Genomic DNA, 25,329 nt, shown 5'->3' on the forward strand with positions numbered 1-25,329 from the left:
AGACGGCCGCACTGCTAGTACTCCTGCTACCAGCACTTACTCTGATCCCCATGGAGACGGCATCGCAGCGGCGGGCGGAACTGGGCGGCTTCCTGCGCGCGAAGCGCGCGCGTCTGGACCCGACCGCGGTCGGCCTTCCCCCGGCCGGCCCCCGCCGCCGGGGCGGCCTGCGCCGCGAGGAGGTCGCCACGCTCTCCGGGGTCAGCGCCACCTGGTACACCTGGCTGGAGCAGGGCCGCGACATCCAGCCCTCCCGCCAGGTCCTGGACGCCCTCGCCCGCACCCTGCGCCTGACCGCCGCCGAGCACACCTATGTCCTCTCCCTGGCCGGATACACCCCGCAGCCCAACCGGACCGCTCAGCCGGCCGCGCACGCCGCGCCCGCTCACGTCCAGCGCCTCCTCGACGCGCTCGCCGGTTTCCCGGCCTACGCCATCGCCCCGGACTGGACGATCTGCGGGTGGAACGCCGCGTACACGGCGCTGTATCCGAACGTGGCCACGGCCGGGCCCGACGAGCGCAACCTGCTGTGGCTGGTCTTCACCGATCCCTACGTCCGCGACCTGTTGCCCGACTGGGAGACCACCAGCCGGCGGTTCCTGGCCGAGTTCCGGGCCGAGGCCGGGCCGCGCCTCGGCGACCTGGCCCGCTCGCCGGTCGTCCAGCGCCTGCTGCGGATCAGCGAACCGTTCCGCGACGCCTGGCGGAGCCATCACATCGAGGGCTTCACCTCCCGCGAACGGGTCTTCAGGCATCCGGTCGCGGGCATGGTGCGCTTCGAGCACCACCGGCTGGCCCCCGCCGACCACCCCGACCTGCATCTGGTCGTCTACACCCCCGCTCCCGGGAGCGACGCCCCGGTCATGGAGCCCAGGCGACGGTGACCGCCCAGCTCACGTCCTCGGCGTACGAGGCGGGGTTGTCGTAGGGATGCGCGCCGCCGCTGGAGGCGACCCAGACCTCCTCGGCGTAGTGCCGGACGTTCGCGCCCAGTTCGTTGAGCGACGCCAGGCGCACGCTCCCCGCGGTGCTGCCGGGCTGCGCGCAGAAGGTGGCGTCGCGGCGGAACAGGTCGCTGCCGTCCGGGGCGTCCAGGCGGACCCGGAAGTTGGAATGCCGCAGGTAGCGGCCCGGATAGTTGCGCGACTCCAGCGAGTAGCAGGTCGGCTGGGCCAGGCCGCGCCGTACGACGAAGGTCGCGTCGGACTTCAGCAGGGCGTCGCTCCCGGCGGTGACCACGTCGGTGCGGGCCAGGCTGTTCTGGTGCCGCAGGTAACGGTCGGTAAACCCCGGCGTGGTCACCCGCAGCGATCGGGCCTGGTCGAGCGGCAGGTCGGCGCCGCTGCGCCACAGGGGCACGGTCGCCGCCCACGTGGTGTCGGCGGCGAAGCTCGCGGTGGCGTCCCAGGGGTTGGCGCCGCCCTGTTTCGCGATGTAGACGAGCTCGTTGTAGTGGCGGACGTAGTAGCCACGCAGGTTGTAGGACTCCAGCCTGGTCCCGCCCTGCCCCTCGCGCGGGCAGAACGTGGCGTCGGCCGCGAACAGGGCCGTGCCGTCCTGGCGGTCCTTGCGCAGCCGGTAGTCCGAGTGGCGCAGATACTCGCCCGGGAAGTTGCGTGACTCGAACGACACGCACGAGGAGTCGGCCAGGCCCGGGCGCGTCCAGAACGTCGCGTCCTGCTTGGCCAGGTCGGCGCTCGCTCCGTCGATCACGTCGGTGCGGGCGAGCCCGTCCTGGTGGCGCAGGTAGCGGCCGGTGTAGCCGGGCGTGGTCACCCGCAGCGACACCAGCTCGCCCCGGGGGACGTCGGTGCCCGCCGCGACCGCCAGCAGGTGCCGGTTGGCCTCCCGTACGCGCGACTCGGTCATCTTGAGCACCCGGCGGTCGTAGGTGTAGAACCCGTTGACCTCGTTCTCCACATCGTACGGCTCGGTGTAGACCGAGGCGGACAGCCCGCGGGTGTGCACGAGGCGTTCCACCTGCCTGGAGACCTCGACGTAGCGGTTGGTCAGCGACCCTTCGTCCGGGTACAGGTCGCCGTAGGCGAACCCGGCGCCGGGCTGGTACTCGTGGCCCTGGACGCGCCTGCCGAGGCCGCCGAACTCGCCGAGCACGGCGATCCGGGTGGCCGAGGGGAGCCGGGTGTCGGTCTCGCCGGGGACCTGATACCAGTGGTCGTCGATCACGTCGCCGTTGGTCGGCTCGGGGTCGGAGACGCAGCAGTTCGACCCGGAGTCGTGGTCGACCAGCCGGGTCGAGTCGACGGACCGGACCAGGTCGACGATGCGCTGGTTGTCGTATTCGCCCCAGCCCTCGTTGAACGGGATCCACATCACGATCGACGTGATGCCCTTGAGCTGCTCGACGATCCTGCGCAGCTCCGACTCGTAGTTGGCGTGGCTGCGCTCCGGCGTGTCGTCCACCGCGTCGAGCGAGGGCATGTCCTGCCAGACCATCAGGCCCAGCTTGTCGGCCCAGTAGTACCAGCGGGCGGGTTCGACCTTGATGTGCTTGCGGACCATCGTGAAGCCCAGGGCCTTCTGCCGCTCCAGGTCGAAGCGCAGCGCCTCGTCGGTCGGCGCGGTGTAGATCCCGTCCGGCCAGTAGCCCTGGTCGAGGGTGCCGAGCTGGAACACGGACTTCCCGTTCAGCACCGGGCGCAGCACGCCGCCCACGACCGCCTTGCCGATCGACCGCATGCCGAAGTAACCGGTCACGACGTCGCCGCCGCCGTTCCCCGCGAGCGTGACGCGCAGGTCGTACAGGAACGGGTCGTCCGGCGACCACAGGCGGGCGTTCGGGACGGGGACGCGGATGTGCGCGCCGACCGCGCCGGTGGCAGAGCCGACGACCGTCCCGCCGCTCAGCACCTCGGCCCTGGCCTGGTCGCCGGTGCCCTGCACGACGAGGTCCAGGACCCCCGCGGACACGTCCGGGGTGGTGTCGAGCCGGGTGACGTGCGCGGCGTTCACCGGTTCGAGCCACACCGTCTGCCAGATGCCCGACGACGCGGTGTACCAGATGCCGCTTGGGTTACGGCGCTGCTTGCCGATGGGGAACGTGCTGCCGTCGATCGGCGAGGACACCCCGACGATCAGCTCGTTGTCCCCCGATCGCAGGGCGGAGGTGATGTCGAAGGAGAAGGCGTCGTAGCCGCCGGTGTGCCGGCCGACCTGGGTGCCGTTCACCCACACCCGGGTCTCCCAGGTGACCGCCCCGAAGTTGAGCATCACCCGGCGCCCGGTCCAGCCGGACGGGACGGTGAAGGCGCGCCGGTAGAACATGGTGTCCTCATGGCGCTTGATCCCCGACAGGGCGGACTCGATCGGGTACGGCACGAGCACGCCCTCCGCGAGCGTCCGGCCGATCGGGGGCGAGTCGAGAGTGGACGCGCCGGCGAACTCCCACACGCCGTTGAGGTTGAGCCATTCGGGCCGGACGAGCTGGGGACGCGGATAGTCGGGCAGGGCGTTGGCGGGGGACACCTGGGCGGTCCAGGGCGTGGACAGGGGCGGCGTCTTCGGCTGCCAGACGGCGGCGGACGCGGCGGGCGCGGCCGACGCGGTGAGGATCAGGCAGGCCGCCGTGAGCAGGAGGGCGGTCGCGGCGGCGAGGATCCGGCGAAGCTGGATCACCGGCATCAGCCCCGCCGCCACTTCTGGTTGGCGCCGCCGTGGCACTCCCACTGGATCAGCCGGGCGCCGTCGTCCGGGTTCCAGCCGTCGATGTCGACGCACTTGTTGGACTGCGGGTTGACCAGGTCACCGGCCGCGCTGAGCACGAACTGCTGAGCGGGATTGCCGCTGCAGGTCGCGATCTGGATCACGGCGCCGTTGTCCCTGGATCCCCAGGCCACGTCCATGCACAGGTTGTTCTGCGTGCGCAGGGTGCCGCCGGTGAACGTCCACCGTTGCGCGTTGGTGCCGTTGCAGGTGTACATCTGCAGCGGCACGCCGTCGCTGAAGTTGGCGCCCGGCACGTCGATGCACTTGTTGTTGAGGCTGCTGATCAGCGCGCTCGTGTCGCCGCCCGTGGTGGTCAGGCTCAGGCCGTACGCGCCGAGGATCTCGTTGACCGGCTGGAAGAAGGTGGTGCCGCCGGTGGAGCAGTTCCCCGCGGCACCGGAGGTGACGCCCTGCGCCTGGTCGCCGGACATGTAGGCGCCGCCCGAGTCGCCCCCCTCCGCGCAGGCGCTGGTCTGGGTGAGCCCGTAGACCAGCGAGCCGGAGTAGTTCACGGTCACGTTCTTGGCCTGGACGACCCCGCAGCGCCAGCCGGTGGTGCGCCCGGAGCGGCAGATCGACGCGCCGACGGGGGCCTCCTGGGAGCCGGCCACCGAGACGGTGCCGCCGCCGTAGTTGTTGACCCAGGGGCGCGGCGTCCAGTCGCCGTTGGTGCGCACCCAGGCGTAGTCGTTGTCGGGGAACGACGAGGCGGCGAAGGTGCCCTGGGCGACGTTGTTGTATCCCAGCGTCGGATTGCCGGCGCGCCCGCAGTGCCCGGCGGTGACGAAGCCGCCGTTGTTCACCGAGAACCCGACGGAGCACAGCACGTTGCCGTTGATGACGTACTGGTCGCCGCCCCGGATGTCGTAGACGAGGTGGGGGGCCTGGGCGACGGAGATCCGCGTCGCCGCGGCATCGGCGGACGCGGCCTGCACGAATCCCGCCGCCGTGGCCTGGTCGGCGGCCGACACGACGACCGCGTTGGCGGCCGGGTCGACGTACCAGCCGTAGACGCCGGTGCCCGCGGCGCCGGCGGCCCGGTCGAGCGCGGCCTTGACGGCGTTCAGCTGCTTGTCGCTGCGCTTCACGGAGACGGGCACGGCGCCCGCCTGGCGCACGCGCTCGGCATCGCCCGCGTCCAGGACGCCGGCGGCCAGGCGCTGCTGCGCGGGGTCGTACCAGGCGCCGGCGAAGCGGTCGCCGAGTTCGGCGCGGACCCGCCGTTCGACGGCCGCCGCCGCGGCTTCGTGCGTCTGGCGGTCCCGCGCCTGCTCGGGGGTCAGGCGCAGGTCGCGCTGCAACGCCTGCTGCATCGTCGCCGCGGTGCCGCCGGAGGTGGCGCCGGGATCAGATGGGGGGACGGGGGAGGGGGCGGCGTGCGCGGACGCGGAGGGGAAGGCGAGCACGGCGGCGAACACCGCCGCGCCGGTCAGCACGGTGAGTCTCACGGCAGTCCTTCTGGGGGGTGGAAGAGACGTGAGAGCGCTCTCTGAAAAGAACCTTTACAGTGGTATGACCGTCCGTCAAGACCCAACATTTCCCAACATATCCCTTCTTTGATCTTCGCTGTACGAGAGTGAAAGAGCGCGTGCGGTCGACCGCCACCCGATAGCGGACCGCGGGCCTGATCGGGAGAGCGTTTCCACGTCGCCGAAGGCGACGTGCCGCGGAAGAACGTCGCCCCCGCCAGGCCGGGTGACGGGTTCGAAGCGGGGGTGTGGGGTAGGCGTAGCACAGAGCGTTGGGCCCGTTGCCGGCCCAGAACTGGAACGACGTGATCGATCTGTGAGCCGGTTAGGGCGAACAACGCCTCGGCGAGGCGGTGGGCACCATGATGGACATCGAAGAGAAGCGTCGTCTGGTCCGGGGACTGCTGCGCGAGGTGGGGCGCGGCTTCGCCGAACCGCACGGGTTCGGGGTGACCAACAACCCCGGAAGCCTGTTTCGGCTGCTCTGTCTGTCGGTTCTGCTCCGCCGCAGCACCGACTACCACACAGCGGTCGCAGCCGCTCAGCAGTTGCGCGACTGTGGCTGGGCCACCGCGCAGAAGCTCGCGGCCTCGTCGTACGGGCAGCGGGCCGAGGTGCTGGCACTGGCAGGGCACCGCCGGACGGCCGAGTTGCCGGGCGGTGCAGGGGGCTGAAGGGGCCGGTCGGGCGGTCAGGCCCGGCCGATACGTGGCAGGCAGGCGATGAGCAGGAGGGCGGAAGATGTCACAACTGGTACGCGAAGTGATGACCCCTGCCCCGGTCACCGTCCCCAGAGACGCCAGCGTCGTGCAAGCGGCCATGCTCATGCGCGAGCACAACATCGGGGATGTACTGGTCACAGAAGATGACCGGCTTTACGGTGTGGTGACCGACCGGGACATCGTGGTCCGCGCGGTCGCGGAGTCCCGCGACCTGACCGAAACGCCCGTGGGCGCGTGCTGCAGCAGTTCCGACCTGGCCACCTTAACCCCCGACCAGGACGCCACCCAGGCTTTGAACCTCATGCGCCACAAGGCGATTCGCCGGATCCCAGTGGTCGAGGAGGGGCGACCCGTGGGCGTCGTCTCGCTCGGTGACCTGGCACTGGAGGGAGATCCATCCTCGGCGCTCTCGGATATCAGCGCCGCACCGCCCAACATCTGAGCCCATCATGACCATGAGGTCCTCGAACGGTGCGGCGGTTGTCGAGATGATCGACCACGTGACGGGATACCGGCGGCCGTCGGCACGGGGCTCAGGCGCGCGGGCCGGCGCCGACCGGTGATTTGCCCGCCTCGATGACCGACTTCAGTCGCAGCAAGTCCTCCTGCAGCTTGTGTGCGGGATCGGCGCCGAAGAGCACCGCCATCGCGTGACCGACCGCGCCGAACACCGGGTTGTAGGTGAGCTGGACCTGGATACGGCTCCGGCCGGTGTTCTCCGGGGTCAGGTCGAGCGTGCCGGTATGGGCGATCAGTTGCCCTTCGACGGTCTTCCAGGCGATCCTCCGGCCCTCTTCCCGCATCGTCTCCACGGCCTCGAAACGGATGCGCACCCCGGCGGGCCCCGCGACCGACCAGTGGGATCGCAGGCCATCGGCGGAGCGTCGTACCTCCAGCACGTCGGGCATCAAACGGGTGAAGAGGCTGTAGTCGCTCAGCAGCGGCCAGACATCCTGGGGCGGCGCGTTCACCGTAATCGCGTCCTGGATGTCGATCGCGCGACGCCCTGCTCCGATCCCGGTGAGACGCCTGAACGGCAGGTTCGTCGCGGCGCGGAGCGCCAGTACGGCACTGCCGGCGCGCAGCAGGTAGCCGAGCGGCCGGGGCAGCCGTCCGGACAGCGACCAGACGAGTGCGGCGGCCAGGCCGGTGAGGAACCTGGAGGCCGGCGACCACCGCTGCTGGAGGAGTTCGGGCACCGGTCCCCGTGGCCCGCCTTCTCCCTGCAACCGGGGCACTCCCGTGGCATCGCGGTGGGTGGTCCAGTTCGCGTTCACCGTCTTGACGCCGGGTATGGACGCCACCGCCCGGCACGCCCGCCGGCTCTCCTTCTCGAGCAGGTCACCGGTGAGGGTCACCCGGCCGCTCTCGACGCGGACTTCCACCGCGTGCGGGTGGCGGACGTAACGGCCCAGTTCGGCGCGTACACGCTCGTGGAGAACCTCGTCGTCGACGTCCCGTCCGCCGGTGCGGTAGCGGATGCTCTTGACGACCCCCCGGCTCCGGTTGGCGACGTCGCAGACGACGGCTCTGCTGGCGTTTCTGAATTCGTGCGTCAGGTGGACCCCCTTGTCGCGGACCCGAGCACGGCGGCTCCGGCCGAGCTCGGGATCGAACAGGTACTCGGTGACCATCCCTCCGACGGCGCCGAGCCCTGCCACGGAGATCGTCCGGGATATCGATGGCGCCTGCAGGACCACGATGACGTTCTGGGACCGGTCCTGCCTTGGACGAGTGCTGACGACCATGGCGACTCCCCCTTGTTCGCCCGTTCGCCGTCGTTCGCCATCGCCCTACCCAGTCGACAGCGAAGCTCACCCGGTCTGGACGGAAGGCGGAAACCGGGCTCGTTCCGGTATAGGCCCCCGGCGGCCCGCTCGCCTGGTCTTCGTCGAACCGGGAGCTGTGGGCGATCTTCGGCGGGATACTGGAAGCACCGTTCGTGCCCCCGACCCACCGGAGAGTCATGCCGCAGCCGCTGGAGCCGAGCGATCCCGCACGCCTGGGCTCCTACCGCATCACCGGCAGGATCGGGGAGGGAGGCCAGGGTGTCGTCTACCTCGGCGAGGCCGAGTCCGGCGACCTCGTCGCGGTCAAGCTCTTCCACGCCCGGCTCAACCAGGACGCCGCGGCCCGCGCCGACTTCGCCCGCGAGGCGGAGCTCGCCCGGAGGGTCGCCCGGTTCTGCACGGCCCAGGTGCTGGAGTCCGGCATGGACGGCAGCCGGCCGTACATCGTGAGCGAGTACGTCGAGGGACCTTCGCTGAACCAGGTGGTGGCCGCGCGGGGGCCGTTGTCGGGCGGCGCGCTCGAACGGCTCGCCATCGGCACCGCCACCGCTCTGGTCGCCCTGCACGACGCCGGGGTCGTCCACCGGGACTTCAAGCCGCAGAACGTGCTGATCGGACCGGACGGGCCGCGCGTCATCGACTTCGGGATCGCCCGCGCCCTCGCCGCCTCCAGCACGATGACCAGCCGGGTCGTCGGAACTCCCGCCTACATGGCGCCCGAGCAGCTCGCGGCCGGCGAGCTCGGCTTCGCCCTCGACGTGTTCGCCTGGGCGTCCACGATCGCGTTCGCCGCCACGGGCCGTCCGCCGTTCGGCGCCGACGCCATCCCCGCCATCATCAACAGGATCCTCAACCAGGAGCCCGACCTGGACGGCGTCGAGGCGCCGCTGCGCGACCTGATCGCGGCCTGCCTCGCCAAGGACCCGGGGCAGCGGCCGGCCGCGCGGGAGATCCTCGACCGCCTCGTGCGCCCGCGCCACGACCCGCACGCCGCACCGGCCGCGCCCGGTTCGCCGTCCGCGCCGGCCGCACCCGGCCCGCCCGGCCCGCCCGCTGTGCCCGGTGTGCCGTCCGGGACGTCCGGGCCGGTCACCGTGCCGGGAGGCGACCGGCGCAGGCGGGTCCGGGCCGTCGTCGCCGCCGTCGTCGTGGCCGTGGCGGCCACGGTGGCCGCCGCCGTCGCGCTGCTGCCGTCACTGCACCTGCCGCTACTGCATCGGCCGTCCACCGCAACCGGCGCCTCCGAGACGCAGCGCGCGGCGGCGGCCGGCACGGCCCCGGCTGCCTCGGCCGACACCGGCGGCGGCTCGTCGCCGTCCGGGACCCCGTCGCCCGCCGCCTCGCCGTCCGCGTCGCCCGCCTCCTCGCACCGGCCGCGGGCGAGCCGGGCCACGGCCAGGCCGGGCCCCACTCGGCCGGCCCCGGCGAGGACGGTCACCGCACGGCCGACCGTCCGGCCCTCGAAGACGACCGGGCCGGTCCCCGCCGATTCTCCGGCGGCGAAACCGGCACGGCCCTCGCCCACCCCGGCCAAGCGGGTCGTGGAGCTGGGACCCGGGCACTTCACCGAGTACTGCGTGAGCCTCGGCTGGGAGTGGGTCGAATACCGGGAGACGCCCACGCCCGGCGCGTACTGCGTCAAGCGGAAGGGCGACACCATGTATCTCACCCAGAACCGGCGCGACGCCGGCTGCCGCTGGCGCTTCCACGACCCGAAGGCCTTCCACCGGTTCAAGGACAAGTCGAACTACTGCTACGCCTACCGCTGATCCTTCGCCGGCGCCGGCCCGGTCAGGACGGGATCGCGGGCACCTGGCCGGTCGTGCTCTCCCGGACGATCAGGCGATGCGGCACCACGATTTCGGCGGGCGGGCGGGCCGCCCCGCTGATCGACTCCATGAGGACGTCCACCGCCATGCGCGCGATCTCCTTCTTGTCCGGGGCGATGGTGGTGAGGCTGGGCGTGCTGTACTGACCTTCCTCGATGTCGTCCATGCCGACCACGGCGACGTCGTCGGGGACGCGCAGCCCCGCACGGGTCAGCACCCGCATCGCGCCGAGGGCGAGCAGGTCGTTGTAGCAGAACACGGCGTCGGGCGGCTCGGGCAGGGCGAGGAGCTGCTCCATGGCCGCGGCGCCCTGGCGGCGGTGGAAACGCGGAGTCGGCACGATGAGCCGTTCGTCCACCTCCAGTCCCTCCCGCACGTGCGCCTGCCGGTAGCCGCTGGTGCGAAGCTGCGCGGTCTCGCCGGTGGCATACGGCTGGTCGCCGATGGCGGCGACGCGACGCCGGCCGAGGCCCAGCAGATGCGCGGTGGCCTCCCGGGCGGCGGCCACGTTGTCGATGGCCACGTGATGGAAGCTGCCGTTGAAGATGTGCTCGCCCAGCAGCACGATCGGGACCCGGTTGCCCCGGGCCCGCAACTCCTCGGCCGAGACGCTCAGCGGGCTCAGCAGTAGTCCGTCGAACATCGTGGCGCGCGAGTCCCGGCCCAGCAGTTCGCGCTCGCGCTCGCCGTCGCCGTCGGTCTGGTCGACCATCACCACGTAGCCGCGGGCACGCGCGGCGGTGATCACCTCGCGGGCGAGCTCCGCGAAGTAGGGGACGTCCAGCTCGGGCACGACCAGGGCGATCATCCCGCTGCGGCCCTGCTTGAGGTTGCGGGCGATGAGGTTGGGACGGTAGTCGAGCTCGTCCAGCGCGGCCTGCACGCGAGCGCGCAACTCGTCCGACACTGGTGCGTACCCGTTGACCACGTTGGACACCGTGCGGATGGACACGTTCGCCCGCTTGGCGACGTCACGCAGGGTTGGACCGGCCATGCGTCTCCTATACCTCCGGCTGCTGGGGTTGAGAAGATCCTAACCGGCGCTTGCATCGTTGCAGACAAGCATGCACTATGTCTGCATCGTTGCAGAGCCCTCACAGCGTCTTTTCCCAGACGGCGAGGAGTACTTAGATGACCCCATCCCCCATGGATCGCCGCGGGTTTCTCAAGGGAGCCCTCGGCCTCGGAGCCCTCGCCGCCGCGGGCGGCGCGCTGACCGCCTGCGCTCCCGGCACGGGCGGAGCGGCGGCGCCGAGCAGGCTGGCCAAGCCCTCCGCCTCCGCGGCGGCGGCCAAGGGCGAGATCACCGTCTGGAACCGCTCCGGCGACCTGTTCAAGGTGTTCGACGCGGCGATCGGCAGGTTCCGCGAGGCGTACCCGGGCGTCAAGGTCAACCACATGGCCGTGGACATCGACGCCAAGCTGGCCAACACGCTGATCAGCGGCACGGACGTGCCCGACGGCAGCTTCTGGGACGACGCCAAGATCGGCGGGCAGGCCGAGCACCTCTATGACCTCTCCGACCTGATCGCGCCCTACCGGGACCGGATCGCGCCGTACAAGCTGTCGGTGAACAACGTGGCGGGCAAGATCTACGGAGTGCCCTGGGATCTCGACCCCGGGCTGCTGTGGTATCGGGAGGACATCCTCCAGGAGGCCGGGGTCGATCCCGCCGGGCTGGCGACCTACGACGACCTGCTGACCGCGGCCAGGACGGTCCAGGACAAGTTCCCGAAGACCAGGCCCATCCACCTGGACAAGAACCCGTTCCTCGGCCAGCTGTGGCTCGAGATGCTGGCAAACCAGCAGGGCACGAGCCTCACCGACACGCAGGGCAAGCTGCGGCTGGACTCGGCGGAGTACCGGCGGATCTTCAGCTGGATCCAGACCGCGGTCAAGGACGGGCTCGCCACCCGGGCGCCCTACCTGGAGCCCGCCGACGTCAACACACTCGACGGCGGCCAGCAGGTGTTCGTGCCGTGGGCGATCTGGTGGTCCTTCGCGCCGCAGCAGCTTCTCAAGGCCACCAGGGGTAAGTGGCGGGCGGCTCCGCTCCCGGCCTGGACGCCGGGCGGCCCGCGCAGCGGCGCCATGGGCGGCAGCAGCTTCGTCATCCCGGCCAAGGCCAAGAACCCGGAGCTGGCCTGGCTGCTGTACGAGTTCCTGTGCTTCAAGGAGCCCGGATACACCGCGCTGTACGGCCCGAGCAGCGTGTACCCCGGAGGCCTGTCGACCTCGATCCCCGGTTTCACGCCCGCGCTCGACCCCGCCAAGCCGCTGTTCCAGCCGATCGACGCCCTTGGCGGGCAGGACCTGTGGAAGGTCGCCGTCGAGGCCGCCGCCACTATCCCGGCCGCGGCGCCGATCCCGGCGTGGTGGGCCAAGTCGGTGGACTACCTGGGCGACAACATGCAGCGCCTCATGGACGGCGCCATGTCGCCCGACGACGTGATCGGCGAGTCGGCAGACAAGATCCAGCGCAACCTGATCGACCGCTCCTGATGTCGGCTCTCACCACGATGGCGAGGTCCGGGCGGGCCGCCGGCGCGCGGCCGAGGTCGCGTCGCGGCACCCGGCTGTCGCCGTACCTGTTCGTCGCCCCGTTCTTCCTGGTCTTCGCCGCCTTCGGGATCTACCCGCTTGTCTTCGCGCTGCAGCTCAGCTTCACCCGCTGGCACGGCGCCGGCGCGGCCACCTGGGTCGGCCTGGGCAACTACGCCTACCTGCTGACCAGCCCGGAGTTCTGGGCCTCACTCGGCAACAGCGCGGTGATGTGGCTGCTCATCGTGCCGATCCAGATCGTGGCCGGGCTCGCCGGCGCGGTGCTGCTGGCGAACGCGAAGCTGCGGTTGCGCGGGCTGTTCAGAGTGGCCTTCCTCGCGCCGTTCGTGACCCCGCTGGTGGCCATGGCACAGGTCTGGATCGTCGTGTTCGACCAGGACTACGGCCTGGTCAACCACCTGCTCAACCTCGTGGGACTGCCCGACGTGGGGTGGCTGACCTCGACGGCGTGGTCCAAGCCGACGCTGGCGCTGCTGTTCCTGTGGAAGACGACCGGCTTTGCGATCATCATCCTGCTGGCCGGGCTGCAGGCCGTGCCGGCCGCCGTGTACGAGGCCGCCGCCATCGACGGGGCCTCTCGCCGGCGGCAGTTCTGGTCGCTGACCGTCCCGCTGGTGCGCCGGAGCATGGCCTTCCTCGTGGTCGTGCAGACCCTCGCCGTGTTCCAGATGTTCGCCGAGCCCTTCGTGGTCACCGAAGGCGGCCCGTACGGCTCGACCACCACCGCCGGGCTCTACCTCTACGACCACATCACCGCCTCCGACCTGGGCACCGGCGCCGCGAACTCGTTCCTCCTGGTGCTGCTGGTCTTCGGGCTGTCCCTCGGCGCGGTCAGGCTGCTGCGCCCGAAAGACGAGGTGTCATGAACCAGACCAGGCCGGGCCCGGTGCAGTACGCCCTGCTGGCGCTGCTCGCCGCGGCGTTCCTCTACCCGATCTGGTGGGCGGTCAGCTCCTCGCTCAAGCCGGCCGCCGAGATCATCACCGATCCCCTCTCGCCGGGGCCCGTCACGCTGGACAACTACAGGGCGATGTTCGCCGACGTGCCGATCGGCACCGGCTTCGCGAATACCGCGCTGGTGCTGGCCGTCAAGGGCGCGATGACGATGTTCTTCTGCCCGCTGGCCGGATACGCCTTCGCCAAGTACGCCTTCCCCGGCAAGAACCTGCTGTTCGGGATCGTGCTGCTCACCCTCATGCTGCCGACCCTGGTGCTGATCATCCCGCTGCTGCTGGAGATGAGCGCCCTCGGCTGGGTCAACACCTACCAGGCGCTGATCCTGCCGGGCAGCATCGACGCGTTCAGCATCTTCTGGATGCGCCAGACCATCGCCGCCATCCCCGACGAGCTGATCGACGCCGGGCGCGTGGACGGCGCGAGCGAGTTCGGCGTCTTCGCCAGGGTCGTGCTTCCGGTGATCCGCCCCGGGCTGGCCGCGCTGGCCGTGCTGACCACGATGAACATCTACAACGACTTCGTCTGGCCGGTCGTCGCCGTCAACGACACCTCGCACCAGACGCTCCAGGTGGTGCTGTCCACGCTGGCGCAGAACGTCACCGGCAACCGGATCGGCGCGGACTTCGCCACCGTCTGGGGCGAGTTGCTCGCCGCGGGCAGCATCGCCATGCTGCCGCTCCTGGTGATCTTCGTCCTCCTCCAGCGCCACTTCATCAACGGCATCCTCGCCGGCAGCGTCAAAGGCTGACCAGGCATCTCTCATGAAACGGAGCACCATGACCCCGCGCGCGGAATACCCCCGGCCCCACTTCGACCGATCGCACTCCTGGTCAAGCCTCAACGGCGAGTGGGACTTCCGGGCCGACACCGAGCAGGGCTGGAATCGGACCATCACCGTGCCCTTCGCCTGGGAGACACCCGCCTCCGGCGTCGAGGCCCACTGGCTGCCCGTGGCCTGGTATCGCCGCCGCGTCACCGTGCCCGCGTCCTGGGCGGGGCAGCGGGTCGTGCTCCACTTCGGCGCCGTGCACCACGAGGCCACCGTGTGGGTCAACGGCGTCGAGGTGGCCGCGCACCGCGGCGGTTACACGCCGTTCGAGGCCGACGTCACCGAGGCGCTGCGCGAGGGCGAACAGGAGATCGTGGTGCGGGTCGCCGCGCCGCTCGACAAGCGGGACATCGCGCACGGCAAGCAGCGCAGCGTTCCCCGCGACGACTTCGACGGCGTGTGCTTCACCGCCTCGTCGGGCATCTGGCAGAGCGTCTGGATGGAGGCGCGGCCGGCCACGTACCTGGCCGCGCTGAAGCTGCGCCCCGCGGAGGGCCTGACCGGCATCGTGGCCGAGGCCCGCATCGAGGGCTACCTCGAGGGCCCGGTGGCGGAGACCCGGTTGCGCCTGTCCGTGCGCGGGTGCGGCCCGTCGATCGAGGTACCGGTCGGCCACGGGCCGGTGCGGGTGGAGCTGCCGATCGAGGAGCCGCGGCTGTGGTCGCCGGACGACCCGCACCTCTACCACGTGGACGCCGAGCTCGTCTCGCCCGCCGGTGTCGACCGGGTCGCCGGATACACCGGGCTGCGCACGATCGACGTGGTGGGGGAGGATCTGTACCTCAACGGCCGCCGGCTGTTCGTACGCGGCGTGCTCGACCAGGGCTACTGGCCGCGCACCGGCATCACGGCCCCGGACGACGCCGCGCTGCGCCGCGACATCGAACTGGCCGCCGCCGCGGGGTACAACCTGGTGCGCAAGCATCTGAAGCTGGAGGATCCCCGCTTCGTCCACCACGCCGACACCCTCGGCATGCTGGTCTGGGCCGAACCCGCCGCCACCGGACGCTTCTCACCCGAGTCCGTGGCCGCCTTCGAGGAGCAGATCGCTCCCATGGTCGAGCGTGACGGCAACTCCCCGGCGATCGTCATCTGGGGCCTCTACAACGAGGAGTGGGGCCTGGACTGGGACATCCCAGGCGACCCCGCCAAGCAGCAGGCGGCTGCCCGGGCATACGACCTGCTCAAGAGCCTCGACGCGACCCGGCCCGCCGTGGACAACTCCGGCTGGACCCACGTCAGGACCGACCTGCTCGACTGGCACTACTACGACGAGTCCGCTGCGTCGTGGGGCAGGACCGTGGCCGCGCTGCTCAACGGCGAGCAGGACGACTTCCCCGTGCGGCTCGGCCCCGACTTCGTGGTGCGCAAGAAGCTCGCCGGCACGCCGGCCCAGCCCCTACGCGGCCTGCCCAACCTGAACAGCGAGTACGGCGGCGGCTTCACCTCGGTGGAACGCGCCTGGCATCTGCGCTGGCAGACCCAGGAGCTGCGCCGCCACGACCGGCTGGCCGGGTATGTCTACACGGAGCTGTACGACATCGAGCACGAGTCGGCCGGACTGCTCGACTTCGAACGCCGCCCCAAGGATCTGGCCGGCGTGAACCCGGCCCATGTCAACGCCACCACGACGCTCGTGCTCGACGTCGTGCCGGTCGCGCCCGGCCGCGACCTGCTCAGCACGTCGCGCGAGGTCGCCGTCGGCGTGCGGGTCTCCCACCACGGCGTCGAGCCCGTGACCGGCCGCCTGCACACCGCCTGGACCCCGGTCTTCGGTCCCGCCCCCGAGGACGCCGCGCTCATGGGTTCCTGGGAGCCGGGCCCCGCCGCGGAGGCGAAGCCCTTCCTGCTCGGCGCGCCCACCGAGGTCCGCGCCGTGCTTCCGGACGGCTGGACCAGCGGGCGGCTGCACATCGCTCTGGTCGGCGACGGGGGCGTCGTCGCCCGCTCCGCCCTGGACGTGGACACCCACACCGACCTCGTCATCGGAGACGACGCGCAGGCCCGCCCCTGACATGCGAGTGCGCCGGCAGCCGGGCCACTCCGGCTGCCGGCCCGATCGTCATCGGTCCGCGCCGGGCTCGCCGCCCTCGTCCGCGGCGACCGCGCCCGGGCTCGTGCCGCCCAGGGGGATGCGCAGGGAGACGGCGCCCCGCAGGTCGAGCCAGGCCGCGTCCGGGCTCCGGACCAGGCGCAGCACGACCTCCTCGCATCCCGGGCAGCGGGCCACGAGGCCGGGAGCCCGGTCGTACACGCGTAGTGCGGCCACAGGCCCGGTCAGGCCGCACGCGGCGCAGCGGCCGACGGCGGCCGAGACGTCGGCCGTGAAGATCTCGGCCAGCGGACCGGCCAGGGCGTTCCCGTCGAGGTGGTCGGCCTGCATGTCAGTCTCCCGTGGGGCCGAAGCGTTCGGTCTTGATGCGGGCGGGGTCGTGGCCGAGCCCCACCAGGAGCGCCGCCGCGGCCTCCACGAAGCCGGTCGGGCCGCACACGTAGCAGTCGGCCTCGCCGTACGGGCCGAGATCGGCGGCGGTGAGGCGGCCGGGCGGCCGCGGGTGCCCCTCGGGGGCCCGGCGCGTGTAGGCGAGCGTGACCGACACGCCCGGATCCGGGCGCAGCAGCTCGTCGGCGTAGCAGAGCCGCTCGGGCGACCGCATGGCGTAGACCAGCCGGAACGGCGTGTCCGCGCCGGCGGCGCGGCGGGCCCTGATCATGGCCATCAGCGGCACGATGCCCGCGCCGCCCGCGACCAGCAGCACCGGCGCGGGGCCGTCCGGGCGCCAGACGAACCAGCCGCCCACCGGGCCGCGCAGCTCCAGCTCGTCGCCGGGCTCCATGTCCAGGGTGAGGTACGGCGAGACCTCGCCGTCGGGCACCCGCTGCACGGTCAGCTCCACGCCCTCCGGCCCGGCGAGGGAGTAGCTGCGGCGGGCGGAGTAGCCGTCATCGGCGGTGAGCTTGACGTCGACGTGCTGGCCGGCCAGGTGGCCCGGCCAGCCGGGCACGTCGAAGACCAGCGTGCGGGCGGTCGGGTTCTCGTCGCGCACCTTGACCAGGCGCGCGGCGCGCCACCTAGTCATCGGCGTAGCGCTGCTCGCGCCACGGGTCGCCGTAGTTGTGGTAGCCCGCGGTCTCCCAGAACCCCGGCCAGTCCTCGGTCAGCAGCCGGATGCCGCGCACCCACTTGGCCGACTTCCAGAAGTACAGGTGCGGCACCAGCAGCCTGGCCGGCCCGCCGTGGCTCGGCGCCAGCTCCTCGCCCTCGTAGCGGTAGGCGATCCACGCCTTGCCGTCCAGCAGGTCGTCGAGCGGCAGGTTCGTCGTGTAGCCGCCGTAGGAGTGGACGAGCGCGTAGTCCGCCGTCGTCTCGACGTCCTCGAAGAGCACGTCGAGGGAGACGCCCCGCCAGGTGGTGCCGAGCTTGGACCAGCTGGTCACGCAGTGGATGTCGACGGCCGGCTCCTCGTACGGCAGCGCCGTCAGCTCCTGCCATGTCCACCGGTGCGTCTGCCCGGCCTCGGTGTCGATCGTGAACTCCCACCGGTCGAGCGGCACGTGCGGCGTGGGCCCGGCCGACAGCACGGGGAAGTCCTCGGTGAGGTACTGGCCGGGCGGGAGCCGGTCGTCCTCGCCCCTGCGTCTGCCGCGGAACCCGCGGGTGAAGGTGGTCACCGCAGGATCGTAGAGTCCGCCCGGATTCCCGCAGCGTCCGGGGGCGCTGTACAGAACCACCGGGGCCGCCGCGCGCCTCCCGAAACCCGATCAGGGCGTCAGGACGACCTTGTTGCACTCGTCCTGCTTGTCCCTGAACAGCCGGTAGCCGCGCGGAGCCTCGTCGAGCGGCAGGCGGTGAGTGATCACGAAACTCGGGTCGATGTCGCCCTCGCGGATCCGCGCGAGCAGCGGCTTCAGGTAGCGCTGCACGTGGCACCGGCCGGCCTTCAGCGTCAGCGACCGGTTCATGACCGCGCCCATCGGGAACTTGTCGAGGAAGCCGGCGTAGAGCCCCAGCACCGCCACGATCCCGCCGTTCCTGCAGCACATGACGGCCTCGCGCAGGGCGTACGGCCGGTCGGTCTCCAGGCGGGCCGCCTGCTTGGTGCGGTCGTAGGCGTACAGCGCCGGGCTGGCGTAGTGGGCCTCCATGCCGACGGCGTCGATGCACGCGTCAGGTCCGCGGCCCGCGGTCAGGTCGAGCAGGGCGTCCCTGACGTCGACCTCCCCGTAGTCGAGCGTCGTCGCGCCCGCGCGCTCGGCGATCCGCAGGCGGTAGGCGAAGCGGTCGATGCAGACGACCCGCTCCGCGCCCATGAGATAGGCGCCGGCCACCGCGAACTGCCCGACCGGTCCCGCCCCCCACACGGCGATGACGTCGCCGGGCCTGATGTCGCACATCTCGGCGCCCATCCATCCGGTGGGCAGGATGTCGGACAGGAACAGCACCTGCTCGTCCGCCAGCCCGTCCTCGATCCTGATCGGCCCGACGTCCGCGAACGGCACGCGGGCGTACTCCGCCTGGCCGCCGGGGTAGCCGCCCAGCATGTGGGAGTAGCCGAAGGCGCCGGCCGGGGAGTGGCCCAGGAACCTCTCCGCCAGGCCGGCGTTCGGATTGGAGTTCTCGCACACGGAATACAGGCCGAGCCCGCAGGAGGCGCAGCGGCCGCAGGCGATCGAGAACGGGACGACCACGCGGTCGCCGACGTGAAGGTCGCGCACGTCGGGACCCACCTCCACGACCTCCCCCATGAACTCGTGGCCGAGGATGTCGCCCTTCCTCATCGTGGGGACCAGGCCGTCGTACAGGTGGAGGTCGGAGCCGCAGACGGCGGTGGAGGTGACCCGCACGACGGCGTCGTGACCGTTCAGGATCCGCGGGTCGGGCACCTCGCGGACCTCGACGGTGCCGCGGCCCATCCAGCAGTTGGCCTTCATGGCGACTCCTCACCGCGCCGGCCGGGCCGGGCGCCGTCTCAGCCGGCGCAGCGCCCGCGTCCCTTCCCGGCCGCCCTCCGACCGGACGACCTCGCCGGTCTCCATGACCTGCTTGAACCGGCGCAGGTCGTCGCGCACCTGCTGCTCGGGGTGCTCGCCCAGGAGCCTGGCGACGGCGAGGCCGGCCCTGCCTCCGGGCGGGTCGTACCGCAGGTGCACCCGCACCTCGGTGCCGCGCCCGCCGGGCGCCTCGCCGAACCGCACCGTTCCGCTGTTCGGGACCAGCGTGGTGCCCGTCGAGCGCCAGGAGATCACTTCGTCCCGGACATCCTCGACGATCTCCGCGTCCCACTCGACCGCCTTCCCGGCGGGGCCCCTGGCCGTCCAGTGGGTGACGCCGTCGGCCGTCGTCACCGATTCCACGCGCGCCATGAAGGCCGGCAGCCGCTCGAACCGGTGCCAGAACCGGTACACCTGGTCGCGGGGGCGTTTCACCGTGACGGCGGCGTGCAGGTCCAGGCCCTCGCCCGGCCCGGCGTCGGGACGCCTCCCGCATGCCCGCGCCGCCGCGTACGCACCGGCTCCGGTGGCCGCGGCGACCGCTCCCGCCACCGCCGCCGGGGGGCCGAACCGCCGGAGGGCCGACGGCGTGGCGAGCCGTACGCGTCCGAGGGCGGGACCCATCCGTTCCATCGCGCCGGACAGCGCCCGGGAGAGCCGCTCGGATGCGCGCTGTCGTTCTCCGGTCATGTCGGCTTCGCCTCGCTCCCCGCTCGGGACGTACGTGATGATCAGTGATAGACGGTGACGAAGCGTTCATAGGGCCGTACCCGCGATTCGCGACCCGACACCCCCGCGACGCGCTCGGCGGCACGGGACCCGCTGCTCCTCCCGATGGCCGGGGGACGGTCGCAAGCGGGCCGTGTCGTCTCGTTCAGGGCCTTTGCAGGGGAATGACCCTGCGGAACTTGCCGCCGGGCGACTGCTCGGGCGGCTCCTCGGCGCGTTCGAGCGTGACGTGGCCGGCATTGTGCTCGGCCAGCAGCCGGCCGATCTCGTCGCGCACCGCCTGCCACACGGACTCGGGGTCGGCGCCGTGCGCGGGCTTCAGGCGTACGCGCAGTGTCGTGGAGGCGGTCTGGACGAGCTGGAACTGCTCGATGCCGGGAAGACGGTCCAGCAGAGTGCCGAAGAGCATCGGGGAGATGCCGGCGTGCTCGCCGCGGCCGGTGGGGAAGACGAGCATTTCGGCCGCGCGGCCCTGCACCCGGACAGCGGGCAGCGGGCTGCCGCACGGGCAGGGTTCGGGGCGCAGCAGGACGTTGTCGCCCAGGTCGTAGCGCAGGATGGGCTGGACCTGGTTGGCGAGGTTGGTCAGCAGTACCGTGTGCGACGGCTGACCTGGCGGGACGGGCCGGTAATCGGCGTCGACCGGCTCCAGCACGGCCCAGTCGCTGTTGACGTGGAGCCAGTTGTCCGCGCAGCCGTACGCGAGGAAGCCGCATTCGGTGGCGGCGTAGGCGGAGCGGACCTGGGCGTGGAACGCGCGGGCGATCCGGGCGCGGTTGTCCGCCGTCAGCGCCTCACCGCCCGCGATGATCATCCCCGGATGAATGCGCAGGCGGCCGGCCTCCTGCTCCCCGGCCAGCAGCCCGAGCATCCCGGAGAAGCCGGTGAGTGAGCTGGGCTTGTACCGGTTGAGCTCGGCGGCCAGGTCGGCGAGCGGCTGGTGTATCGAGAACTCTCGCAGCATCCAGCCGAGCCGTGGGTGGTCCCGGCGGAACCGCGCCGCCGAGGCGACGGTGGCGAAGTGGCCGCCGGGTGCGGTGACGATGGCCGTACGGCCGGCGCCGCGCAGGAGGCGGAGGACGTCCCGGGCTCCCAAGCCGGCGCGGGCCCGCCGTCCGACGGCGTTGCTCACGGCCACGCTCCCCTCGTCCTGCAGGAAGATGCCTCGCACGCCGCTGGTGCCGGAGGTGGTGGTCACGAGGTAACGCCCCTGGAACCGCTCACCCACGAGAGCCGGGTCGGCCACGAACGCTTGGGCCTTCTCGAGCGTCACGTTCCGGTCGGTGACCCACTCGTCGAAGCGGGCCATCAGCGTCTTCTTGTCGGTGACCGGAAGGAGCGCAGGGTCGGCGACCTCTTCCGGCAGCGCCCGGTATAACTCGCGTAAGTACGGCGAGCGGGCGCGAGCGTAGGCCACGATCTCGGCCAGGCGGGCGCGTTGCCGCTGCCTGATCGCCTCGGGACCCTGCCGCAGGACGCGCTGCGCGTCGCGCGCGAGTCGCCGCACGCTTTCGGGCATGGTGGGCCGTTCCTTTCTCTCGAGGGGACTCCGCGCGGATCAGCGGACGCCGCTCCCAGTCGGGTGGACGACTCGCCGGAAGCGCGTCACGGAGCGCCGGTGTCCGGCCGCACGGTGTCCGGTCGCATGGTGTCCGGCCGCATGGTGTCCGGCCGCATGGTGTCCGGCCGCACCGAGAGCAGACCGTGCAGGGCGATGCCGAGGCCGTGCCGCGCCGCCTCCCACAGCTCGTCCTGGGATCGGCCGAGCTCGACGCTCGCCAGGCTCGCCTGCTGGATGGCGCCGATGAGGGATCCGGTCATCGCCGCCGCCGTGATCGGATCCAGCCGGCCGGGGAACGCCTTCATGAGCTCGCCGGCGATCCGCCGCTGCAGATCCATCATCAGGTACAGGCCCTTGGCCTGGAGCGCCGGTGTCGTCAGCACCAGCCGGGTCGCCGCCGACAACTCCTCGGGCTCCTTGCGCGGCACGGCCGGCCGGCGGCGGGTGGCGTACTCCTGGACCATCCTCGCCAGCAACTCGCCGGGCCCCTCCTGCGGCCGTCGTTCCGCGAGTGTCCCGAGCAGCAGATCGAATATGTGCTCGGTGTCGGCGAGCACCACCTCGTCCTTGCTGCGGAAGTAGTTGAAGAACGTCTTGGGGTCGACGTCCGCCGCCACGGCGATCTGCGCGACCGTGGTCTGCTCGTATCCCTGCTCGTGGAACAGCTTCATGGCCGCGGCGGCGATCCGCTGCCTGGTCAGCCGCTTCTTGCGTTCGCGACGCGACTCCTGCACGGCCCGAATCTACACCGCATGGACTCTTCCAGCTACTGGAAATATCCAGTGAGTCGTATCAATGTCCCGGAAACGCTCGGCCCGGGCGATCGGCAGAACGCGGTTTGCGCTGCCGGGAGGGGGGTATGCGGCTGCGCGACCGGGAGGCGAGGCTCATGACTGATCGCCTGTTTTCGGATCGCCGGGACGCGGGCCGGGTGCTCGCGGGACTTCTCGGCCACTACCGTGGGCTGCCCGGCGTCGTCGTCCTCGGCCTGTCGCGCGGCGGCATGCCGGTGGCGTACGAGGTGGCGACCGGCCTCGGCCACCCGCTCGAGCTGTTCCTGGTGCGCAAGCTCGGCACGCCCGGCCGCGAGGAGCTCGCCATGGGGGCGATCGCCGGCGGCGGGGTGATCGCGATCGACGAGGACGTCGTGCGCGGGCTCGGCCTCCAGCCCGACAGCATCCGGCAGGTCGCCGAGCGGGAGGCGCGCGAGCTGGCGAGGCGGGAGCGGGCCTACCGGGGCGACGCGCCCGCCGCGGACCTGCACGGCAAGATCGTCATCTTGGTCGACGACGGGCTGGCGACCGGGGCGAGCATGCGCGCCGCCGTCCGCGCGGTCCGGCAGCGGGAGCCGGCCAGGATCGTGGTCGCCGTGCCCGCCGCGCCCGAGTCCACCTGCCAGGAGCTGTCCACCCTGGTGGACGAGGCCGTCTGCGCGACCACGCCCACGCCGTTCTTCTCTGTGGGGGAGTCGTACTGGAACTTTACCCAGACCGCCGACGAGGAGGTGCGCAGGCTCCTCCGTGCCGCGGCCTCGGCGCGGGCCGGGGCCCCGCCCGCCCGCACCGACCTCGCGATCCTGCGCTCGGAGCTCGTGCCCGCGCAGGACGGCGCCCCCTCGGACGAGGTGCTGTTCGACATCGTCGGCGACGCGCGGTTCGTACTGATCGGCGAGGCGTCGCACGGCACCCACGAGTTCTACGCCGCGCGCGCCCGCATGACGCGGCGGCTCATCGAGGAGAAAGGTTTCGTCGCCGTGGCGGTGGAGGCCGACTGGCCCGACGCGTACCGGGTGAACCGGTACGTGCGGGGGCGCGGCGACGACGCGACCGCCGAGGAGGCGCTGCGCGGCTTCGAACGCTTCCCGTCCTGGATGTGGCGCAACGCGGACGTGCTGGAGTTCGCCGGGTGGCTGCGCGAGCACAACGAGCGGCTCGACGAGCGGGCGCGGACCGGGTTCTACGGCCTCGACCTCTACAGCCTGCACCGGTCCGCCGACGAGGTCGTCGCCTACCTGGAGAAGGTGGACCCGGGCGCGGCGGAACGGGCCCGCGGCCGCTACTCCTGCTTCGACCACAGCGACGGCGACGACGGGCAGGCGTACGGCTTCGCCGCCGCCTACGGCGCGGGGGAGTCGTGCGAGCGGCGGGTGATCGACCAGCTCGTCGACCTCCAGCGCAACGCGCTGCGCTACCAGCGGGCACAGGGACTGCTCGGCGAGGACGAGTTCTTCCACGCCGAGCGGAACGCGGCGGTGGTGGCGGCCGCGGAGCGGTACTACCGCACGATGTTCGGCGGCCGGGTGTCGTCGTGGAACCTGCGCGACCGGCACATGGCCGACACACTGTTCGCGCTGGCCGAGCACCTCGGCTGGCAGCGCGGCGAGCCGGCGAGGATCGTGGTGTGGGCGCACAACTCCCACCTCGGCGACGCGCGGGCGACGGAGATGGGCGCGCGCGGCGAGCTCAACCTCGGCCGGCTGGTGCGCGAGCACAACCCGGAGGACTGCCGGCTCATCGGTTTCACCACCTACACCGGCACCGTCACGGCGGCCGACGACTGGGGCCGCCCGGCCGACCGGAAGAACGTGCGCCCGGCGCTGCCCGACTCGGTCGAGGAGCTGTTCCACGAGGTCGGGCACAAGGAGTTCCTGGTCGACTTCGCGCGTTCGGCCGACGCGGCGGACCTGCTGCGCAGGGCGCTGCTCGAACGGGCCATCGGCGTCGTCTACCGTCCGGGCACGGAACGGCAGAGCCACTACTTCCAGACCCGCCTGTCCGACCAGTTCGACGCGGTGATCCACATCGACGAGACCGGCGCGCTGGAGCCCCTGGAGCGTACGGCCCGCTGGGAGCGCGGAGAGGTCCCGGAGACCTACCCGGTGGCGGTCTGAGACCCGGACGGCGCGGCGGTGACCCAACCGCGAAGACGCCTGAACGGCCGGCTCGGCGAGCGTCAGGGGGCCGGTCGCGTCGACCGGCCCCCCTGACGTCGTCTCGGGGCCCGGAGCGGTTTGCCGGAACGGCAACACGATTCACGGCGGCGGCACGGCACGGTGGATGATCCACGCAGGAATCCACCAGTCCACGCAGGAATTCACCAGGAGTTTTGGAGGAATCGATGGCGCAGACCGCTCCCGCCGCGGCGCTCACACATCGTCTGGTCCCGTCTCCCGCCGGTCGCATCCACCTGGTGGAGCAGGGCTCCGGGCCGCTGGTGCTGCTGGTGCACGGGTTCCCCGAGTCCTGGTACTCCTGGCGCCACCAGCTGCCGGTGCTGGCCGCGGCCGGTTACCGGGCCGTCGCCCTGGACGTCCGGGGCTACGGCCGCTCCTCCAAGCCCGCCGACGTGTCGGCGTACCGGATGCTGGAGCTGGTCGAGGACAACGTCGCCGTCGTGCGCGCCCTGGGCGAGCGGACGGCGGTGATCGTGGGCCACGACTGGGGCGCGACGATCGCCGCCGACTCCGCCCTCGTGAGGCCCGAGGTCTTCCGCGCGGTCGGCTTGCTGAGCGTGCCGTACGCCCCGCGCGGCGGGCCGCGGCCCAGCGAGGTGTTCGCGCGGATGGGCGGAGAGGAGGAGTTCTACGTGAGCTACTTCCAGGAGCCCGGCCGGGCCGAGGCCGAGATCGAGCCGGACGTCCGCGGCTGGCTCGCGGGCTTGTACGCCGCCCTGTCGGCCGACACCATGCCGCCCGCCGGCGCCCCGGACCCGCACTTCGTGTCCCGGGGCGGGAGGTTGCGTGACCGCTTCCCCGCCGGCCGGCTGCCCGCCTGGCTCAGTGCCGACGATCTCGACGCCTACGCGGCCGAGTTCGAAAGGACCGGCCTGACCGGGGCGCTGAACCGCTACCGCGCCATGGACCGGGACTGGGAGGACCTCGCCGGCTTCGACGGCGCTCCGATCACGCAGCCGTCGCTGTTCGTCGGCGGCGCGCTGGACGCCTCCACCACCTGGATGGCCGATGCCATCGCGGCCTACCCGGTCACCCTGCCGGGTCTGGTCTCCTCGCACGTACTCGACGGCTGCGGCCACTGGATCCAGCAGGAACGCCGCGACGAGGTCAACGAGATCCTCACCGGCTGGCTCGCCTCCCTGCCCGCCTGAGCGCCCGCTCGGCTGCTCGCTTCGGACATGTGCACGTCAGGGCCGGCCCTTGCGGGCCG

Annotated in this window: 21 protein-coding genes; 10 read left to right on the plus strand and 11 right to left on the minus strand. The window is 71.8% G+C overall.

The features are described 5' to 3' along the window. Positions 1–50: 50 nt before the first annotated feature. The gene (locus ABZ860_RS37730) at positions 51–884 is read left to right on the plus strand and encodes a helix-turn-helix transcriptional regulator (protein ID WP_357229961.1); all 834 of its coding nucleotides are present in this window, start codon (positions 51–53) and stop codon (positions 882–884) included. Here ABZ860_RS37730 and ABZ860_RS37735 read toward each other — a convergent pair. Both ABZ860_RS37735 and ABZ860_RS37740 read right to left on the minus strand, forming a co-directional pair. After that, on the minus strand, positions 862–3,636 hold the full coding sequence (locus ABZ860_RS37735) for an AbfB domain-containing protein (protein ID WP_357229963.1): 2,775 nt from the start codon (positions 3,634–3,636) through the stop codon (positions 862–864). The two genes, ABZ860_RS37730 and ABZ860_RS37735, sit on opposite strands and share 23 nt — an antisense overlap. 5 nt (positions 3,637–3,641) lie before the next feature. After that, a complete protein-coding gene (locus ABZ860_RS37740; RefSeq protein WP_357229966.1) occupies positions 3,642–5,174 on the minus strand; it encodes a ricin-type beta-trefoil lectin domain protein in 1,533 nt (510 codons plus the stop codon). Positions 5,175–5,557: 383 nt separating this feature from the next. On the opposite strand from ABZ860_RS37740, the gene ABZ860_RS37745 reads away from it, so the two are divergent. Both ABZ860_RS37745 and ABZ860_RS37750 read left to right on the plus strand, forming a co-directional pair. Beyond that, positions 5,558–5,869: a hypothetical protein gene (locus ABZ860_RS37745; RefSeq protein WP_357229968.1), complete on the plus strand. Its 312-nt coding sequence runs from the start codon at positions 5,558–5,560 to the stop codon at positions 5,867–5,869. Between the two features lie 67 nt (positions 5,870–5,936). Then, complete coding sequence (locus ABZ860_RS37750) at positions 5,937–6,359, plus strand: CBS domain-containing protein (RefSeq protein ID WP_357229970.1); 423 nt, start codon at positions 5,937–5,939, stop codon at positions 6,357–6,359. Positions 6,360–6,450: 91 nt separating this feature from the next. Here the strand turns inward: ABZ860_RS37750 and ABZ860_RS37755 are convergent, their stop codons facing one another. Next, positions 6,451–7,665: an SRPBCC family protein gene (locus tag ABZ860_RS37755; RefSeq protein WP_357229972.1), complete on the minus strand. Its 1,215-nt coding sequence runs from the start codon at positions 7,663–7,665 to the stop codon at positions 6,451–6,453. Between the two features lie 218 nt (positions 7,666–7,883). On the opposite strand from ABZ860_RS37755, the gene ABZ860_RS37760 reads away from it, so the two are divergent. Continuing rightward, positions 7,884–9,476, plus strand: coding sequence for a protein kinase (locus tag ABZ860_RS37760; RefSeq protein ID WP_357229974.1), 1,593 nt, complete (start codon positions 7,884–7,886; stop codon positions 9,474–9,476). Between the two features lie 22 nt (positions 9,477–9,498). On the opposite strand, the gene ABZ860_RS37765 is transcribed toward ABZ860_RS37760, so the two are convergent. Further along, positions 9,499–10,530, minus strand: a complete 1,032-nt coding sequence (locus ABZ860_RS37765; protein WP_357229977.1) for a LacI family DNA-binding transcriptional regulator — start codon at positions 10,528–10,530, stop codon at positions 9,499–9,501. A gap of 137 nt (positions 10,531–10,667) precedes the next feature. Between ABZ860_RS37765 and ABZ860_RS37770 the strand changes: the two genes are divergently transcribed. Genes ABZ860_RS37770 through ABZ860_RS37785 form a run of 4 tightly spaced genes read left to right on the plus strand, consistent with a single transcriptional unit; the run spans position 10,668 to position 15,898 of the window. Beyond that, positions 10,668–12,038 carry an extracellular solute-binding protein gene (locus tag ABZ860_RS37770; RefSeq protein WP_357229979.1) on the plus strand — a complete coding sequence of 457 codons (1,371 nt, stop codon included), beginning with the start codon at positions 10,668–10,670 and terminating at the stop codon, positions 12,036–12,038. Next, positions 12,038–12,964: a sugar ABC transporter permease gene (locus tag ABZ860_RS37775; RefSeq protein WP_285786069.1), complete on the plus strand. Its 927-nt coding sequence runs from the start codon at positions 12,038–12,040 to the stop codon at positions 12,962–12,964. Before ABZ860_RS37770 ends, ABZ860_RS37775 begins: the two co-directional genes overlap by 1 nt. After that, on the plus strand, positions 12,961–13,803 hold the full coding sequence (locus ABZ860_RS37780) for a carbohydrate ABC transporter permease (protein WP_357229981.1): 843 nt from the start codon (positions 12,961–12,963) through the stop codon (positions 13,801–13,803). Before ABZ860_RS37775 ends, ABZ860_RS37780 begins: the two co-directional genes overlap by 4 nt. A gap of 28 nt (positions 13,804–13,831) precedes the next feature. Beyond that, positions 13,832–15,898: a sugar-binding domain-containing protein gene (locus ABZ860_RS37785; protein WP_357229983.1), complete on the plus strand. Its 2,067-nt coding sequence runs from the start codon at positions 13,832–13,834 to the stop codon at positions 15,896–15,898. A gap of 48 nt (positions 15,899–15,946) precedes the next feature. On the opposite strand, the gene ABZ860_RS37790 is transcribed toward ABZ860_RS37785, so the two are convergent. The 7 genes from ABZ860_RS37790 to ABZ860_RS37820 form a co-directional block, all read right to left on the minus strand. Beyond that, positions 15,947–16,267: a DUF6510 family protein gene (locus tag ABZ860_RS37790; protein WP_357229985.1), complete on the minus strand. Its 321-nt coding sequence runs from the start codon at positions 16,265–16,267 to the stop codon at positions 15,947–15,949. A 1-nt stretch (position 16,268) separates the two neighbouring features. After that, positions 16,269–16,964 (minus strand): ferredoxin reductase, encoded by a 696-nt coding sequence (locus tag ABZ860_RS37795; protein WP_357229987.1) that lies wholly within the window; start codon positions 16,962–16,964, stop codon positions 16,269–16,271. Next, positions 16,957–17,556 (minus strand): sulfite oxidase-like oxidoreductase, encoded by a 600-nt coding sequence (locus tag ABZ860_RS37800; RefSeq protein WP_357229989.1) that lies wholly within the window; start codon positions 17,554–17,556, stop codon positions 16,957–16,959. Before ABZ860_RS37800 ends, ABZ860_RS37795 begins: the two co-directional genes overlap by 8 nt. Positions 17,557–17,646: 90 nt before the next feature. After that, on the minus strand, positions 17,647–18,816 hold the full coding sequence (locus ABZ860_RS37805; RefSeq protein ID WP_357229991.1) for a zinc-dependent alcohol dehydrogenase: 1,170 nt from the start codon (positions 18,814–18,816) through the stop codon (positions 17,647–17,649). 9 nt (positions 18,817–18,825) lie between these two features. Then, the gene (locus ABZ860_RS37810) at positions 18,826–19,566 is read right to left on the minus strand and encodes an SRPBCC family protein (protein WP_357229993.1); all 741 of its coding nucleotides are present in this window, start codon (positions 19,564–19,566) and stop codon (positions 18,826–18,828) included. A gap of 184 nt (positions 19,567–19,750) precedes the next feature. Continuing rightward, positions 19,751–21,124, minus strand: a complete 1,374-nt coding sequence (locus tag ABZ860_RS37815; RefSeq protein ID WP_357229995.1) for a hypothetical protein — start codon at positions 21,122–21,124, stop codon at positions 19,751–19,753. Between the two features lie 86 nt (positions 21,125–21,210). Next, positions 21,211–21,900 (minus strand): TetR/AcrR family transcriptional regulator, encoded by a 690-nt coding sequence (locus ABZ860_RS37820; protein WP_357229997.1) that lies wholly within the window; start codon positions 21,898–21,900, stop codon positions 21,211–21,213. Positions 21,901–22,055: 155 nt separating this feature from the next. Here ABZ860_RS37820 and ABZ860_RS37825 point away from each other — a divergent pair, with 155 nt between their 5' ends. Together ABZ860_RS37825 and ABZ860_RS37830 are read left to right on the plus strand one after the other, a co-directional pair. Beyond that, positions 22,056–24,056 (plus strand): erythromycin esterase family protein, encoded by a 2,001-nt coding sequence (locus ABZ860_RS37825; protein WP_357229999.1) that lies wholly within the window; start codon positions 22,056–22,058, stop codon positions 24,054–24,056. Positions 24,057–24,283: 227 nt separating this feature from the next. Beyond that, positions 24,284–25,270 carry an alpha/beta hydrolase gene (locus ABZ860_RS37830; protein ID WP_357230001.1) on the plus strand — a complete coding sequence of 329 codons (987 nt, stop codon included), beginning with the start codon at positions 24,284–24,286 and terminating at the stop codon, positions 25,268–25,270. Positions 25,271–25,329 lie beyond the last annotated feature (59 nt).

This window comes from Microbispora sp. NPDC046973, from assembly GCF_040644495.1.
Classification (GTDB): domain Bacteria; phylum Actinomycetota; class Actinomycetes; order Streptosporangiales; family Streptosporangiaceae; genus Microbispora.